Source organism: Paenibacillus catalpae (genome assembly GCF_900112695.1).
Taxonomy (GTDB): Bacteria; Bacillota; Bacilli; order Paenibacillales; family Paenibacillaceae; genus Pristimantibacillus; species Pristimantibacillus catalpae.
Genome location: NZ_FOMT01000003.1, coordinates 361,833 through 377,096, shown reverse-complemented (window position 1 = coordinate 377,096; position 15,264 = coordinate 361,833). Strand labels below are relative to the sequence as shown.

Genomic DNA, 15,264 nt, shown 5'->3' with positions numbered 1-15,264 from the left:
TCCCCAAGGGACCTTAACGATTTTCGCGCAGCCTCGCTCGATACGGAACATACCAAAGGCAAGAACAAATAAGACCCTTCAAGGGTCTTATTTGTTCTAATAACGATACTTTCAGAGCGTAAGACCCTCTTTAGGGTCTTATTTACTTCCAGGCAGCACTTACCTTACACAAAATGACTCAATACAAACACAGCCGGCGAGTTCCAGTAAATAGTTACTTCATTCGTGGAGTAGCTTTCCATCACATCGGCGAAGGCAGCTGCAGGAGCCCTGCCCTTCAGATGCTCGCGGGCATATTCATCCTGAAGGCCAAGGTTTGGCCCGCCGGACACAAGCCCCGGTACAGGCTCATCCACGCCGTCGCCTTCGGACGGGCGATGATGCGGATGCCGGACCGGACGGCTTCCGAACCCTGTCACGTAACTCATGCCTACGGCGTTCCTTCCGAATAAATAATGAATGTGATCCAGAGCCAGATTCTCATAAGCAGTCGTCTGAGCCACCCGATCTGCCAACAACAGCAGCATCGCCTGATTCAGCACAAGCATATTGCTGCCCCATATGTACTGCTCAGGCCGCAGCGAAATGCCAAACCCATCCTGTCTGCATACTGCAGCGAGTTGTTCTGCACGGCTCAACAGACCAGTCCTTAATTGCTCCGCCAAATCCGAGTTTGTCTCGCGCTCTGACAACAAATAAGAGATTGTCCCGTAACCGCCCATGTCTGCCCATCCCAGCTCACACTTGTCGAAGGCAAGCTCCGCCAACTGCCGGAATGCTGTATGATACCGTTCTTCTCCCGTCGTTCGATAAAGCTCTGCCGCAGCCCAATACCGTTCATCAGCATCCTGCTTATCGCCATATTCCCCTGTAACGATCTCAGGCGGATTACGGAAGCACGGATATTCAGGATGACGCACCAGCCATTCCCATGCCCGCTCCGAAGCGGACAGGCAACCGGACGCAAACGCCTGATCAAACGGCTCATACACGCGTGCCGCCATCGCCATAATGGCTGCATAACAGCCTGTTGCCGTTGCCGAGACCGGCGAAACATACAGCTCATCGTTATCTTCCTCGGGCATGGTATCCGGTGCAGGGAACCGCAGCGTAGTCAGCTTGTGGAAGACGCCCCCGGATTCCGTATCCTGCATGCGCTGCATCCATTCCAGCTCATACCGGCATTCATGGAGCGCGTCAGGCATTACGCCGTCCGTTTCAGGCAGCGGCACCGCTTTGGTGAAGGCATCCGGATAATATTCATAGGCAAGCAGAAGATCCGCCACCGCTTTCGCTCCCGGCCCAACATATTTGCCGTAGTCGCCGGCATCATGCCATCCGCCCCATGCGTCCACTCGCCTTTCATCCTCACCGTAAACGATCGCAGGTGTTAGGTGGCATTTTCCATGCTTCCACTCCCCGGCATACGTCTCCTCCAGATCAATTCCGCAACGGAAGAAATAAAACGCTTTCAACAAGGCCTGATGAGCAGCTTCATATACATCTTCCCCGATGACAAACAAGTCCGAGCTTTGTCCGCCATCTGTCTCAAGACTATATACTCCCGCCAGCTTCCAGTCCGAAAAATCCGCCCTGCAAACCGTCAAGCCGCTCGAAGCATCTTCCCGTGCCGTACCGGTCAGCCCTTCCCATACGGCTTCCCCCGTCGTTTTGTTTATTAATCGGAATGATCTGCTTTCTCCCGAAATAACCGCGATCTTGCTATCCGTAGTCCGGTAGCCAAGCTGATTAACCACAATCGTCTTTCGGATCTCCTGTTCCATATCAGCGAATCCCCTCTCCACCTCGAGAATAGATCAAGCCGCTACATTATATCTCATCCCTCGATTCCATGGACTACCGAAACTAAAGAACATTCAGCGAAATCCTCATATTCCATCAAAAAAATCAAAAAAAGGCCCTCATTGCTGAGCAGCCTTTACCTTCTAGCGCAAGCTTTTTAACGGAACAATACCTTGTCCACATTATACTTCGCCTGGAATTTATTGATCAGGTACGTCTCGTAAATCTCCCGCTCCACCGGATCTTCATTCACATAAATCTCAATCTTGGTCACTTCATCACGGTAATTCTTCATTGGAGATACGCTGTCTTCAAAATGCTTCTTGATTCGTGGTCTCAGCTTCCTGGCTTTGCCAACAAACAGCACATCGCCTTTGAAGTTGTAGAAAATAAAGAAGCCGCCTTTCTCACGCGTAATGAGATGAAAATCCGTAAAGTTGTAAATATGGCTGAGCTCAGGGTTCACTTGCTTGTAAATCGTAACATCCGGTTCCGGAATCGTAATGGTAATCAAAAGAATTCACTTCTCTTTCCTAATCTGTTTATATCATATTGTATCACATCTTGGGGAAACCAAGCCCTGCGGAGGCGAATAATTCCTTCCCGGAGCTTCTCCTCGCTCAGGCCGCCAAATCCAAGCATGATGAAGGAAGGCGGACAATTCTCCGGATGCAGCCAGTGCTTCTCTGGCGTATATGCAATTACCCCATGCTCCAGCGCCTGCTGCACGAGCTTATCGCTTGACCGCTCATAGACATCCAGCAGGAGATGCATGCCCGATCGCTGACCGATAACCCCAACCTGGCTGCCAAGCTGTTCCTGAATCACGCGTAGGAGCGTCCGATGCCGGGATTGGTACAGCTTTCTCATCTTGCGGATATGACTTTCGAAGTACCCTTCCTTCATAAACCGGTACATAGCCGCCTGAATTAACGGCGAGACAGACTGGCTGTATGCCTGCAGCTTGCTGCGGTAGTCCAGCGCCGCCCGCTCAGGAAGCACCATATAACTGAGACGTATACCCGGCAGGAACGATTTCGAGAATGTTCCCAAATAAATAACTTTGTCGCCGGTATCAAGAGCCTTGAGAGCCGGAATCGGCTGGCCTTGATAACGAAGCTCGCTGTCGAAGTCATCCTCTATGATGTAACCGTCTTGCTCATACGCCCACTGCAGCAGCTTGATCCGGTTTTGGACCGGCATAATCATACCGATGGGAAACTGATGAGAAGGCGTCACATACACGGTCTTGGCGCCGCTGTGTCTCAAATGCTCGACAGAAATCCCGTCATGGTCTAACGGAACCGGAATTATCTTCCGGCCCATATTCAGCAGCACCGTTCTGACCCCGTTATAACCCGGCTCCTCCATCGCGATTTCCTCTGGCAAAGGCAGCAGCTGGGCGAGCAGGCTGACCGTTGTCTGTGTCCCGGCACTTAAGAAGATTTGATCCGGAGCGCATACCACTCCGCGTGACTGGTACAAATATCGGGCGATCTCCGCCCTAAGCCCCGCATGGCCTTGTCGGTCACCGTAGCCGTATACCTCCGTTGTACATTCTTCCAGCGCATCCACGAGACATTTCTTCCACAGCCGTACGGGAAAATGCTCCAGCTCTACGTCGCCGTATTCGAAATTTATCGCATGAGGGGGTATCTCTTCCGATTTTTGTGCAGCCTCAGCACTTGCGAGCTTCTGGCTTGCTGCCCTCTCGAGCTTATCCAGCGGCATAACATATAATCCGCTGCGAAGCCTGCTCTGGATATAGCCTTCCGCCAGAAGCTGCTGATAAGCCGATTCGACGGTATTTTTGCTGACGGACAAATAAGAGGACAGCTGGCGGATCGAGGGCAGACGGTCATTCTCCTGCACCATGCCCGATTCAATCTGTCTCTTCAAATAGATAAAAAGCTGCTGATACAGCGGAATATTACTTTCATTATCCAATTCCGGCGTCACGCTAATCATGACATGGCTGCCTCCAATCTGTACCCCTTATTTTCAACAAAACTGTACCTTTTGACAAGGACAGATTCCTTCTACAATAATAACACAATCAACCGACAGAAAGGCAGGAATGAACGATGTTTCCCATCCGCTTACAAAAAAGAGCCTGCACCGATACAGGCAAAATCCAATCCTTCCTTGAGCAGGCACGCACCGGATTTCTTGGTCTTGCCTCGGACAATGTTCCTTATGTCGTACCGTTAAACTTCGTCTGGAAGGATGACGCCATCTACTTCCACGGGGCTTCCGAAGGACGGAAAATCGACATGATTGCTGACAACCCCGAAGCCTGCTTCACCGTCAGCGAAGAGTATGGCACCATTGCCGACCCGACGCCTGCCCATGTCGACACCGCTTATATGAGCGCAGTGATCTACGGCACCATCATGAAGGTAACCGATTGGGACGAAGCAACTGCGGCCATGCAGGTGATGCTGAACAAATATGTTCCCGGCTACTTCGACCGGCCGCTCGCGAAGAGCCACCTGGAGCGGTATGTATCGTCCATGGGCAGCAAAACATCGGTCTTCAAGCTCATATCCAGCTCCATTACTGCTAAAGAAAGCGAAGTGAATCCTTCGAAAATGTTTGGAAACGGCCGAACCGCCCGTGACGACCTGAAATAAAGGAAGCCTCTGCAGCAAGCAGAGGCTCCTTCTCTTTTATGAGATTAGTTCTTTAGTTCCGGTATCACATATTGCGGCTCTCTGCCGTATAACGCATCCACCAGGTTGCGGGCAGCGAGCATCGCCATATCATCTCTCGTCTTCTTCGTAGCCGAGCCGATATGCGGCAGCGTCACGACATTATCGAGCTGAAGCAGCGGATTGTCCGGGCTGACCGGTTCCTTCTCGTATACATCCAGACCCGCCGCATAAATCCGCTTGCTGCGCAGCGTTTCGATCAGCGCCGCTTCATCAACCGTCTCGCCGCGTGATACGTTGATAAAGATTGCGCTGCGTTTCATCCGATTGAACTGCTCTTCGCCAATCATATGCTTGGTCTCCGCCGTCAGCGGTGTCATCAGGACGATAAAATCCGACTGCTCCAGCACGTCATTCAGCGGCAGGTAGTTCACGCCAAGCCGTTCTTCCGTGTCCGGCTTGCGGCTGCGGTTATAGTAGGAGACTTCCATGTCAAAGCCGAATTTCGCCCGCTTCGCAATCTTTTCACCAATCCGGCCCATGCCGATAATGCCAAGCTTTGCATGATGCACATCAAGACCAAACAGCTGCTCGCCGACACCACGCTGCCAGCCGCCGCCGCGTACCAGATTGTGCAGCTCCGTTACTCTTCTGGCAGCCGCCAGCATAAGGGCAAGCGTCAGATCCGCTACCGTATCGTCCAGCACATAAGGCGTATGCGTGCCGATAATACCGCGCTTTTTCATGGCGTCCAGATCATTATGATTGTAGCCTACCGAAATATTGCTGACCGCTCTCAGCTTGGGCGCCGCACTGAGCAGCCGTTCGCTGATTGCATTGCCGGCTGCAATCAGCCCTTCTGCGTCCCCGATTTGTTCGGCAAGCTCCTGCCCGGTAATGGCTCTCTCCGGATTCTGCCACATTTCGCATTCACAATACTGATCGAGGTAAGCTTTCACCTCATCGGATACTTTAGATGATATGTATACTTTTGGCCGCATGCCGTCAACTCCTCTCAGGTTATGATTCTATTATACCTATGTCCAAAGTGATTTGGCGAATGGTTGCCTTTAAGGCTGAAGCCCACTACAATGAAGAAAGGCTGCATATCGCTTTGACGGCATGTGCAGAGCTAAACTTCTACGTAAGGTGGGACCAGCAAGGGTGGAGCCGTTTAACGAAAAAGTTGTCTATGAAAACCCTTTGTTATCCTTGCGTGTCTGGCAGCCGATTCGAAAGGATGACGATTTCACCAATTGGCATTATCACCGGCAGCTTGAGCTGCTCTATATTATAAAAGGCAAGCTGGATGTTGACATTGAGGAAGAAAGCTACCACCTTGAAGCAGGCGACATCATTATGATTGGCGCCTCGCAGCTGCATCGCGACAAGAGCGTCGGGAATCTCGATTATATCGTGCTGCAGTTCGAGCTCGAGCCCTTTTTCGATCAAAGCACCATTGCTTACATGCGTTATTTCTCGGAAACAGAGAATTCGCTTAGCCAGGCCAATTATATTTTCCAGGAGAACAGCAAGGTGAAGAAGCAGATCGGCGACTTTATCCGCGAGCTTCATCATGAAGCAGACCGCAAGGAGACCGGTTATGAGATTGCCGTAAGCGTTCTGATCAAGCAGATCCTCCTGACGCTGCTGCGCAACGATCACCGGAAGATGCTCGCCGAGCAGGATGACTTCGACCGTCTCCGGCTGAAGCCCGTCCTGGACTACGTCGAGAACCGGCTGACCGACCGCATTCAGGTGGAGGAGGTATGCCGGATCGCCAATATGAGCTATTATTACTTCGTTAAATTTTTCAAAAAGACGATTGGCATGTCATTCACCGAATTTGTGAACTACCGGAAGATCAAATGGGCAGAACGTATTCTTCTGACAAAGGATTTGAGCATTACCGAGGTTGGAGAGCGGATCGGCATGCCGAACATGGCCCACTTCTATAAAATGTTCAAGAAATACAATGACTGCTCGCCCAAGCAATTCCAGCGCAAGATGCTCGATTGGAACAGACAATAGCGGCACACGAAAAAAACTCGTCCACCTTATCCCTTTGGTGTGACGAGTTTTTTTGACATAACGAGTTTATAACCAACGCCGCGAATCGATTCGATCTGTACCGTCTGGCCTAATTCCAGCTTCTTGCGGAGTGAGCTGACGTGAACGTCAACCGTACGCTGGCCGCCGATGTAATCAAAGCCCCATACCACATTCATCAGATCATCGCGGGTAATGACCATCCCGGGACGTTGAACCAGGTACAGAAGAACCTCGAATTCCTTCGGACGAAGCGGTACGGTCTCTCCGTTAAGAATCACTTCGTACTTCTCCGGATAGATCGACAAGTCTCCGGCTGTAATAACCTTCTCCGATGTTTCAATCGGCACCACATCATCCAGCTGTGTCCGGCGCAATACGGCCGATACCCGAGCCAGCAATTCTGCAACGCCAAACGGCTTCGTGATATAGTCGTCAGCACCGTGCTTCAGCCCTTGAACGACTTCTTCCTCCGCATTACGTGCCGTCAAAATAATAATCGGAGTCTTTACGCCGTTCTGACGAAGGCGCGTTAATATTTCAAACCCATTCAAGCCTGGCAGCATGATATCCAGAATAATTAAATCAAAGGTGCGCTGCAAAGCGGTCTGCAGCCCTGTCGCCCCATGATCAATAACCGTCGTGGTATAGCCTTCTTGCGTCAGATTATACGACAAAAGCCGAGCTAATGTTGGTTCATCTTCAATAACCAGCACTTTATGCGACATGATAACCTCCAGCCTGTCCAGCCTGGGACACACAATTTTTCAACCTTATTTTATCACGATTTCATGAAGAATGGGTAAATTTTTAAGTCAGGCTGATTATTGCTGGAGAACAGGCAGCTCGATAACGAAGGTTGAGCCGTTTCCAACCTCACTTGTAACCGATATTGTTCCTTTATGCAGCTCAATCAGATGCTTCACGATCGAAAGGCCTAATCCTGTGCCGCCTGAACTGCGGGATCTTGCTTTATCCACGCGGTAGAAGCGTTCAAAGATACGCGGCAGATCCTTCTTCGGAATGCCGATGCCGGTGTCGCTGATCTGGATTCGGATATGATCCTCATCCAAACTTCTAATGTTAACCGAGACTTTGCCGCCCTCCGGAGTATAGTTTATGCCATTTGCGATCACATTCATCATAATTTGTCGCAAACGGTCCTCATCGGCTTCGACATAAAGCCCGTTTTCCATTTGCAAATCGAGTTTAATTGACTTACGGGCTGCTTCCGTCTCCATCATCGTGACGGTCTTGAGCATGAAGGAATCAAGCTCTACCGGTGAGAAATAGAGCGGAACACGTTTGGATTCGATTTTGGACAGCGCCAGAATGTCCCCGATCAAGCGGTTCAGCCTGTCGCTCTCATCAAATATGATTTGCAGGAAGGAACGTGCGGTCTCCTCATCGTTCACGGCCCCGCCGAGCAGCGTTTCGGCAAAGCCTTTTACGGCGGCAATCGGCGTCTTCAGCTCATGAGACACATTCGCCACAAACTCGCTGCGCATTCTCTCGAGGCGCCTTATTGCCGTGACGTCCTGCAGAACAAGCAGCAGTCCGCTGAATTCGTTGTTTTCCTGATGAATCGGAACAAGGTTCAGCTCCAAGAGGCGCTCCTCCGGGAAGTAGAACGTAATCTCCTCTTTTATATGCTCCCGGCTGGCTAATGCCTCTTGAATAAGCTGGGACAGCTCGTACTGCTGCTTCGCCTCCGCATAATTGCGTCCAACCAACTCACGCGCCGAGAAGCCCAGAATCTCTTCCGCACGCTTGCTCATGAGCACAATCCGGCCGGTAGGATCAATCATCATAACTCCGTTAATCATGTTATCGAGGACGCTTTCCAGCTGGCTTTCATTTTGCCGGATGCGTGTCATCTGTACTTCAAGGCTTTCTGCCATCGCATTAATCGCATGACCAAGCTCGCCGACCTCATCCTGCTTCCTGACCTTCACCCGCGCTTTATAATCGAGCTGCTTGATGCGCTGGGCAACCTTCGTAATTTGTTCAAGCGGACGGGTTAAGCTAAGTGCGATCCGATAGCTGATAAAAGCGGCAACAATGAACAAGACCAGAAGTCCGATAATTAATACGGTCCACAACTGATTAATGCTCTTATCCACTTCATTCAAACTCATTGCAAGCCGAATCACGTTGGAGTTCGGGTCAGAAGGATTAGCGGTAATCGCTACATACAATAAATTTTCCTTCAAGGTATCGCTGTACCGGATGGCTCGTCCGACACCTTCTTTATGAGCCTCCATAACCTCAATCCGGTTGCTGTGGTTATCCATCGTGTCCGGGGCATGATCCGAATCGCCAAGAACCGTGCCGTCGCCGGCAATAAAGGTGACCCGGGAATCCGCATAGGTTCTGAGGGTTTCAGCTTCCTTCGTGAAATAAGGGAACAGGCTTGCCTTATCTCCTTCTTTCCATTCGGTTTTGGCCAGAATGATATGCATCTCGCGGATCATATTGTCCTCAAGCGCATTAATATGATTATCCTTAAACGTCTTCGCCATGAAGAGACCTGCTGCCGTAACGGACAACGCAAGTATAATAATCATGGTAAAAGTAAGCCGGTTACGAAAGCTGTTCATGGCTATAGCCCATCTCCTCTTGCCTCATAGTCACTCGTTTTATCGTACATGTGCTTACGCTGCTTCGCCAGTCTTGTTTCTGTTAAGTTTCTGTAAAACAAAATGATGTACAGTCGCAAGAGGCTGCTGAACGAGAATGGACAGAACGACCGGCACCGCTGCCAGCGGGCTGAAATAACCTAAAGCCAAGACAATGCCCAGCGAAATATTGCGCATGCCCGTAGCGTAAGATACCGTTACCTGTACATCCTTGCTCATATATTTAGCCGTTCCGAGGAACCCTACTGCATAACATACCCCTACCAGCACAATAACAAGCGGGATCAGCTTCAGCATGTCCTGTTTGAGCTGGTCGACATACGGCGCAATCGCCGAGGCATTCAGGGCAACAACTGCCACAAAACACAGCTTCGAGATCGGCATCGCCACCGGCTTCACCTTCTCCTGGATCCGCCCTTTGCTGATCTCATACAGCGCTACACCAACTATCGTCGGCAATACGACAATAACAAACAAGTCGAACATAATGGGACCTATCGCAATATCGACGGTTGTATCGAAGAACAAATGAATGCCGTAAGGAACGACCAGCGGACTTAATGCGGAATCCAGCACGACCATCGCAAGCACGAGCGGCACGCTGCCGCCCGACATGCCTACCCACAGGACTGTGGATACGCCAAGCGGGATAATCGTAAACAAGACCAGCCCTACGACGTATGGCGATGACGCTCCGAACAGCAGCGCACCAAGCCCATATGCGACGAGCGGTGAGACCAGATGGGCAAGAATTAACGTCCATACGAGAATGCCTGGCTTTTTAATAACCTCATATAAATGCCGAAGGCCGCAGCCAATCCCCATAGTCAAAGTAACATAAGCAAACAGATAAGGCACGGCATCCACCATCGGAGCAAGCATATCGGCAAAAAGAAACCCCAGGACGAGCGATCCCGGGATCAGCAGAAACATCCATCGTTCGAAAAACTGATTAAACCTTAGTCCAAACGCCCTCGTAAGCCATCCCTCACTTCTATAATATGGTGGATCAACATTATAGATTTTATAATAGCATACTCGAGCCATGTTAACTTCCTTATAATGCCGGTAAAGCAATATGAATGGTTGTCCCTTCGCCTTCTCTGCTCGAAATCTCCAGAGTTCCTTTATGGTAAAAAATGATTTGCTGCGTAGCCATCATGCCAAGACCCTTCCCGTTTTCCTTGGTGGTATAAAAGGGGGAGCCGATTTTGGAAATGAGCTCTTGAGGAATTCCTGAAATTCCTTTGCCTTCATCTCTGACTTGTATCACAATCATATCTGCGCTTGGTCTGGAGGCAACAATGTCGATTGCGCCGCCATCCGGCATAGCTTCCATCGCATTTTTGATAAGATTGATAAATACCTGCTTCAGCTGTGCCCCGACGCAATGGACGACAGGCAGATTCTCCAGACGGGAAGTTCTTAGCTCCACATTATTCATTAAGGCTTGTGAACCCATGAGCAATATAACATCCTGAATGATCTGGCCAATATGTTCATCTTTGAATTCCTGAGCCTGCGGCTTGGCCAAATAAAGCAGTTCACTCGTAATGAGCTCGATTCTTTTCAGCTCATCCTTCATAATTTCGAAATAACTTTTGCTGACCCCGGAAACGGCTTGTTCGATTAGATGGATAAATCCTTTTAGCGACGTAAGCGGATTTCTTATTTCATGGGCAATGGATGCCGCGAGCTGCCCGACTGCGGTCAGTTTCTCCGCTTGCAGCAGCTTCGACTTGTTCTGGTTTTCCTGCGTTATATTTTGCTGAAGAAGAATCTTCTCCGTTGGCGATAAAAAATTTCTTAAGTAAATGACAATAAACGGGCGGCTGATATTTACAAAAATAGATTGCGGTCCTTTTCCAAAAGCCTCTCGCAGTAATCTTCCAATATGGCTCGCAATTTCTTTTACCTTCAATTATTTAATAGTCGTAAAGACAAAAAAAGCCTAAATAAAAGTTGTTGTAAACAACTCTTATTTAGTTCTAATGATTTTTATTCATTAAAACAAGAAAAAAATATAATTTCTGAATCATCCTGTTCTTAGTGAGGGTTCGTTAGGATGAACTCCGCATCTCGCCTATCAGATATGGTAGGATATAGTAGGAAAAACACTTTAATGGAGTGGAAAAGAGAGAGGAGCGCTTAGATCGAATGGAAAGTCATTTTTTCGCTTATATGTACCGGCTTAAATATATTGAACGCTGGAGTCTGATGCGCAATACAACCAAGGAAACCGTAGCAGAGCATTCCTTCCACGTTGCGCTGCTTGCCCATATGTTATGCGAGATCGGCAACAGCTTTTTCGGCCGCAGCTTTAATGCAGACCGCGCCGTGACGCTGGCCTTGTTTCATGATGCGACCGAGGTATTCACCGGCGATATTCCAACTCCCGTCAAGCATCATAATCCGAAGATGCTCGCGAGCTTCCGCGAGATTGAAGCAATGGCTGCCGAGCGGCTGCTTGGCATGGTTCCGGAACCGCTGCAAGACTCGTACGCCCCGCTGCTTGGCAAGCCGGGAGGCACATTGTCCGAGGAAGAACAGCTGCTGCACAAAATCGTAAAAGCCGCCGACCTGCTAGACGCATATTTGAAGTGCTTAACCGAGGTTTCAACCGGGAACCGCGAGTTTCTAGTCGCTCAGGGACAGACGGAAGCCGCCCTCGAGCAGCTTGGGCTGCCCGAAACCGAGTGGTTCCTTGCAAATATGGCGCCGAGTCTTGGGAAGACGCTGGATGAGTTGAGTTAGTCGAAAAAAGCGATAGTGATCCTGCAACAACATTCCAAAAATTGGCATTTATCTATATGAGTTTCACCCAAGGAGTGATTAGATTTGTCGGACAAGCTGATGGGAGCTGCGGCTATTATTACCAATGCAGAGGGTAAAATTCTGCTTGTTAAACACAGCTATGGCAAAAACAACTGGGATCTGCCCGGAGGAAAATCGGAGATCAATGAATCAGTCCAGCAAACTGCAGCAAGGGAAGTTCTCGAGGAAACCGGCTTACAGGTTGAGATCGGTACGCTGACAGGCATCTATTATGACCCGGCATATGATATGCATCATTTTGTCTTTATTGCTGCCTGCGATGGAGATCAGCAGCCCATACCGAACTCCCCTGAAATTCTGGAATGCCGCTATTGTACGCCCGACGATCTTCCGCGGCCAATAAGTGATTTCACCTACAACCGTATCCTTGACGCGCTTAATACGGATCGAAGGCCTCCTTTCCATACGATTGGTCCAAGACAATGGATATAACAAAAGAAGCTCCCTCGCATCCCATTTCATATTGGTTTGCGAGGGAGCTTTCTATGGTTTTAGCCTCTGCGAAAGGCTTGTTTGATTAGCTCCACTTCCTGAGCTTGAAGGGGTCTGCCTGCTGCCTCTGCATTTGATTCTACTTGGCGGGTATTCTTGAACCCGGGAATCACGCATGCATTGGGGGATTGCGCCAAAGCATATTGTATCGCAGCCCGAACCAGCTCTTGTGTAGCGCTGCCGAAATGCTCTTTAAGAGGCTGAAGCTGTCTCCGTATTTCGAGCAGCCTTTCCTTGGAGTAGGACTGATTCGTCGAACGAATATCCCCTTCTCCGAATTGAGGAGGATTCTCCGGATCAAATTTATCCAGCAGCAGCCCTTGAGCAAGGGGGCCAAACAGCACCATGCCGAGATTTTCTTGCTCCGCCCATTGGAACAGGTTGGTTCCCTGCTGATCGAACTCGTTGCCGAAGGCGTTATAATTAAACTGCAGCACCTCCGGACGTGTTACCGGGCATACCCGCATAAAATCCGCATAGCTGTAAGCCGATTGGCCAATAACGCGTACTTTTCCTTCTTTTTGAAGCTCGCGCATCGTGTCGGCCGCTTCTTCCAGATACTGATCATCCGGACCAAAATTCGAATTATGAAAATAATAAAGATCAACGTAATCCGTACCCAGATTCGTTAGCGTCTGCTCCAATTGGTGACGGATATGTACAGGTTGCATCGCGTTAGGCGCAGTCCCTCTGAACCACCCTACTTTCGAGGCTACAACAACCGATTCACGCGGAACATCCTTCAGAAACTGTCCAATCACCCGCTCCGAATGGCCATCGCCATATACATCAGCCGTATCCAAATGATTGATGCCAAGCTCATGAGCTCTGCGCAAGCCTGCAAGCGATTCGTTATCATCATTGCCAGACCAGCCTACGGGACTACCGTCCCGCCACGATGGTCCGCCTATTGCCCAGCAGCCCAAGCTAATCTCGCTTACTTTCAAACCCGATCGTCCTAACACCCGGTACTCCATGATTATCACCTCTAATAGAGAATATGTAGCAGTTGGTGCGGCATAAGTTGCAACTCATTATACATCAGAGGAATGACCGATTTAAGTAGGGAAAAATGATTTACTTAGTTACTTCCATGTTACTGTGAAAATGCGACACGAAAAAAAAGCCCCTGAACGGTCAGCCATGACCATCAGAGGCGGTTCTATTTACAGCGTTTCGCTCCACCCAAACGGATATTGCGAGGATAATTCGAGCGGCAATTGGCCGGTTGGCGCAAGCTCGCCGGTTAATACTTTGGCAGCCGATTCGAGAGCAAGCGGACGGCATTCGTATACCGCCAAATAGGCCTTCACGTCCGGGTATACCTTCAAATCGAGCGGATTGCGGACGGACACCGCAACGGTGCGGTCACCAGCCAATGCTATTACCTGCTCGGCAATCTCGCGCTCAATCGGATGTTTTGTCGCATCATAAGTAACCACAACAATCTGCTTGAATGCATCGAGACCCGCCAGCGGATCGTTCCCGCTCATCAAACGCTCCTCGACTTGGCCAAGCCGGGCTTTCAAGTAATCGCCAAGCGTACCGTCACCCGATAACATCTCATCGGCAACCGATACCGGCTTAATATCCGGCCACAGCACAAGCGTCCGTGCTTCGCGGCGAAGCGGAAGCAGCGAGCCTTCGTTTTTCACAAGTGTCGCCGACGCCTCACTCCATTTTCGGGCCACCGCTTTATTGGACGTTGTCCCTATTAATTGGGCCGCTTTTTCCCATGATGCCAGAGGTGCCTCCACTTCATAGTCCATCTTCAGCTGCATCACCCGTGCGAGCGATTCGTTGATGCGCTCCTCCGACAGCTCTCCGTTCTCGACAGCAGCAACCACGGCTTCAAGCGCAGCAACCTGCTTCTCATACGTATGGCTGACAAGCACCATATCCGCACCGGCTTGAAGCGCCAATACCGCGCCTTTCTCCGGACCGTAAAATTTATCGATAGCGTCCATTTCGAGGCAATCCGTTACAATGACGCCTTTGTAGCCAAGCTCCTCACGGAGCAATCCTGTTAATACCGGCTGAGACAACGTTGACGGTTTACCCGATGGATCAAGCGCGGGCAAGCAGACGTGAGCCGTCATAATAGCCGCAGTTCCTGCCGCAATAGCGGCACGGAAAGGCGCGAGCTCGATGGCATCAAGCCGTTCCCGGTCATGGGGCAGCACCGGCAAATCATGATGCGAGTCTACCGAGGTATCGCCATGACCGGGAAAATGTTTTACCGTTGCGGCAACTTTAGAAACCTGATAGCCCAGCAAAGCTGCTTTCCCCAGTTCCCCAACCACCTGAGGACGGTCACCATAGGATCGAACGTTAATAACAGGATTATCCGGGTTATTATTGACATCCAAACATGGCGCATAGTTCATTGTGACACCTAGCAAGCGAAGCTCTTCGCCGCAAACGCGTGCCGTTTCACCTGCTCCCTCCGCTGAGCCTGTTGCGCCCATCGCCATATTGCCGGGCATCAACGTGACGCCATCTACAATACGGGCTACCATACCGCCTTCCTGGTCAATCGCGACAAGTACATTAGGCCGGCCGGCATGAGCTGCAATCTGCTTCAGCGAGCTGGACAATTGATGAACCTGCTCCGCATCACGCACATTACGCCCGAAATAAATCGTTCCGCCAATGCCGTATTTTTCGATTAACGAAGTAATCTCCCCGGTTGGCTCATATCCGTGAAACCCAAATACAAACAGCTGACCAACCTTCTCCCGCAGCGTCCAGCTGTTCCAATTCAACTCTCCCATTTCCCCGTCCCCTTCTTCCCG

Annotated in this window: 14 protein-coding genes; 4 read left to right on the top strand and 10 right to left on the bottom strand. The window is 50.2% G+C overall.

Annotated elements, in window-relative coordinates; translation table 11 throughout:
• Nucleotides 1–164: 164 nt before the first annotated feature.
• From BM200_RS15375 to pdxR, 3 genes are all read right to left on the bottom strand, one after another.
• A complete protein-coding gene (locus tag BM200_RS15375; RefSeq protein WP_091187068.1) occupies nt 165–1,784 on the bottom strand; it encodes a glycoside hydrolase family 9 protein in 1,620 nt (539 codons plus the stop codon).
• 176 nt (nt 1,785–1,960) lie between these two features.
• Nucleotides 1,961–2,317, bottom strand: a complete 357-nt coding sequence (locus BM200_RS15370) for a nucleotide excision repair endonuclease (RefSeq protein ID WP_175532881.1) — start codon at nt 2,315–2,317, stop codon at nt 1,961–1,963.
• Nucleotides 2,314–3,771 (bottom strand): MocR-like pyridoxine biosynthesis transcription factor PdxR, encoded by a 1,458-nt coding sequence (gene pdxR / locus BM200_RS15365; protein ID WP_091187064.1) that lies wholly within the window; start codon nt 3,769–3,771, stop codon nt 2,314–2,316. Before pdxR ends, BM200_RS15370 begins: the two co-directional genes overlap by 4 nt.
• Nucleotides 3,772–3,887: 116 nt before the next feature.
• On the opposite strand from pdxR, the gene BM200_RS15360 reads away from it, so the two are divergent.
• A complete protein-coding gene (locus BM200_RS15360) occupies nt 3,888–4,436 on the top strand; it encodes a pyridoxamine 5'-phosphate oxidase family protein (protein ID WP_091187061.1) in 549 nt (182 codons plus the stop codon).
• Nucleotides 4,437–4,480: 44 nt separating this feature from the next.
• Here the strand turns inward: BM200_RS15360 and BM200_RS15355 are convergent, their stop codons facing one another.
• On the bottom strand, nt 4,481–5,455 hold the full coding sequence (locus BM200_RS15355; RefSeq protein ID WP_091187059.1) for a 2-hydroxyacid dehydrogenase: 975 nt from the start codon (nt 5,453–5,455) through the stop codon (nt 4,481–4,483).
• Nucleotides 5,456–5,618: 163 nt separating this feature from the next.
• Here BM200_RS15355 and BM200_RS15350 point away from each other — a divergent pair, with 163 nt between their 5' ends.
• A complete protein-coding gene (locus BM200_RS15350; protein ID WP_091187056.1) occupies nt 5,619–6,485 on the top strand; it encodes an AraC family transcriptional regulator in 867 nt (288 codons plus the stop codon).
• A 26-nt stretch (nt 6,486–6,511) separates the two neighbouring features.
• Here BM200_RS15350 and BM200_RS15345 read toward each other — a convergent pair whose 3' ends face one another.
• The 4 genes from BM200_RS15345 to BM200_RS15330 all read right to left on the bottom strand — a co-directional run bounded on the left by BM200_RS15345 (nt 6,512) and on the right by BM200_RS15330 (nt 11,063).
• Entirely contained in the window at nt 6,512–7,231 is a 720-nt protein-coding gene (locus BM200_RS15345; protein WP_091187054.1) for a response regulator transcription factor, read from the bottom strand.
• Between the two features lie 96 nt (nt 7,232–7,327).
• Nucleotides 7,328–9,103, bottom strand: a complete 1,776-nt coding sequence (gene pnpS / locus BM200_RS15340) for a two-component system histidine kinase PnpS (RefSeq protein WP_091187052.1) — start codon at nt 9,101–9,103, stop codon at nt 7,328–7,330.
• 54 nt (nt 9,104–9,157) lie between these two features.
• Nucleotides 9,158–10,189 (bottom strand): bile acid:sodium symporter family protein, encoded by a 1,032-nt coding sequence (locus tag BM200_RS15335; protein WP_342716375.1) that lies wholly within the window; start codon nt 10,187–10,189, stop codon nt 9,158–9,160.
• Between the two features lie 10 nt (nt 10,190–10,199).
• Nucleotides 10,200–11,063, bottom strand: coding sequence for a Na-translocating system protein MpsC family protein (locus tag BM200_RS15330; protein ID WP_091187049.1), 864 nt, complete (start codon nt 11,061–11,063; stop codon nt 10,200–10,202).
• A 236-nt stretch (nt 11,064–11,299) separates the two neighbouring features.
• Between BM200_RS15330 and yfbR the strand changes: the two genes are divergently transcribed.
• On the top strand, nt 11,300–11,896 hold the full coding sequence (yfbR, locus tag BM200_RS15325; protein ID WP_091187046.1) for a 5'-deoxynucleotidase: 597 nt from the start codon (nt 11,300–11,302) through the stop codon (nt 11,894–11,896).
• Nucleotides 11,897–11,980: 84 nt separating this feature from the next.
• On the top strand, nt 11,981–12,409 hold the full coding sequence (locus tag BM200_RS15320; RefSeq protein ID WP_091187044.1) for an NUDIX hydrolase: 429 nt from the start codon (nt 11,981–11,983) through the stop codon (nt 12,407–12,409).
• A 59-nt stretch (nt 12,410–12,468) separates the two neighbouring features.
• Here the strand turns inward: BM200_RS15320 and BM200_RS15315 are convergent, their stop codons facing one another.
• On the bottom strand, nt 12,469–13,446 hold the full coding sequence (locus tag BM200_RS15315) for an aldo/keto reductase (protein ID WP_091187041.1): 978 nt from the start codon (nt 13,444–13,446) through the stop codon (nt 12,469–12,471).
• Nucleotides 13,447–13,635: 189 nt separating this feature from the next.
• The gene (locus BM200_RS15310; protein ID WP_091187038.1) at nt 13,636–15,243 is read right to left on the bottom strand and encodes a glycoside hydrolase family 3 protein; all 1,608 of its coding nucleotides are present in this window, start codon (nt 15,241–15,243) and stop codon (nt 13,636–13,638) included.
• Nucleotides 15,244–15,264 lie beyond the last annotated feature (21 nt).

What these genes read in the sequence shown, in the direction of transcription:
- pnpS (WP_091187052.1), bottom strand. Translation starts at nt 9,103, where the DNA reads ATGAACAGCTTTCGTAACCGGCTTACTTTTACCATGATTATTATACTT.
- BM200_RS15375 (WP_091187068.1), bottom strand. Translation starts at nt 1,784, where the DNA reads ATGGAACAGGAGATCCGAAAGACGATTGTGGTTAATCAGCTTGGCTAC.
- yfbR (WP_091187046.1), top strand. Translation starts at nt 11,300, where the DNA reads ATGGAAAGTCATTTTTTCGCTTATATGTACCGGCTTAAATATATTGAA.
- pdxR (WP_091187064.1), bottom strand. Translation starts at nt 3,771, where the DNA reads ATGATTAGCGTGACGCCGGAATTGGATAATGAAAGTAATATTCCGCTG.
- BM200_RS15360 (WP_091187061.1), top strand. Translation starts at nt 3,888, where the DNA reads ATGTTTCCCATCCGCTTACAAAAAAGAGCCTGCACCGATACAGGCAAA.
- BM200_RS15355 (WP_091187059.1), bottom strand. Translation starts at nt 5,455, where the DNA reads ATGCGGCCAAAAGTATACATATCATCTAAAGTATCCGATGAGGTGAAA.
- BM200_RS15315 (WP_091187041.1), bottom strand. Translation starts at nt 13,446, where the DNA reads ATGGAGTACCGGGTGTTAGGACGATCGGGTTTGAAAGTAAGCGAGATT.
- BM200_RS15310 (WP_091187038.1), bottom strand. Translation starts at nt 15,243, where the DNA reads ATGGGAGAGTTGAATTGGAACAGCTGGACGCTGCGGGAGAAGGTTGGT.
- BM200_RS15335 (WP_342716375.1), bottom strand. Translation starts at nt 10,189, where the DNA reads ATGGCTCGAGTATGCTATTATAAAATCTATAATGTTGATCCACCATAT.
- BM200_RS15345 (WP_091187054.1), bottom strand. Translation starts at nt 7,231, where the DNA reads ATGTCGCATAAAGTGCTGGTTATTGAAGATGAACCAACATTAGCTCGG.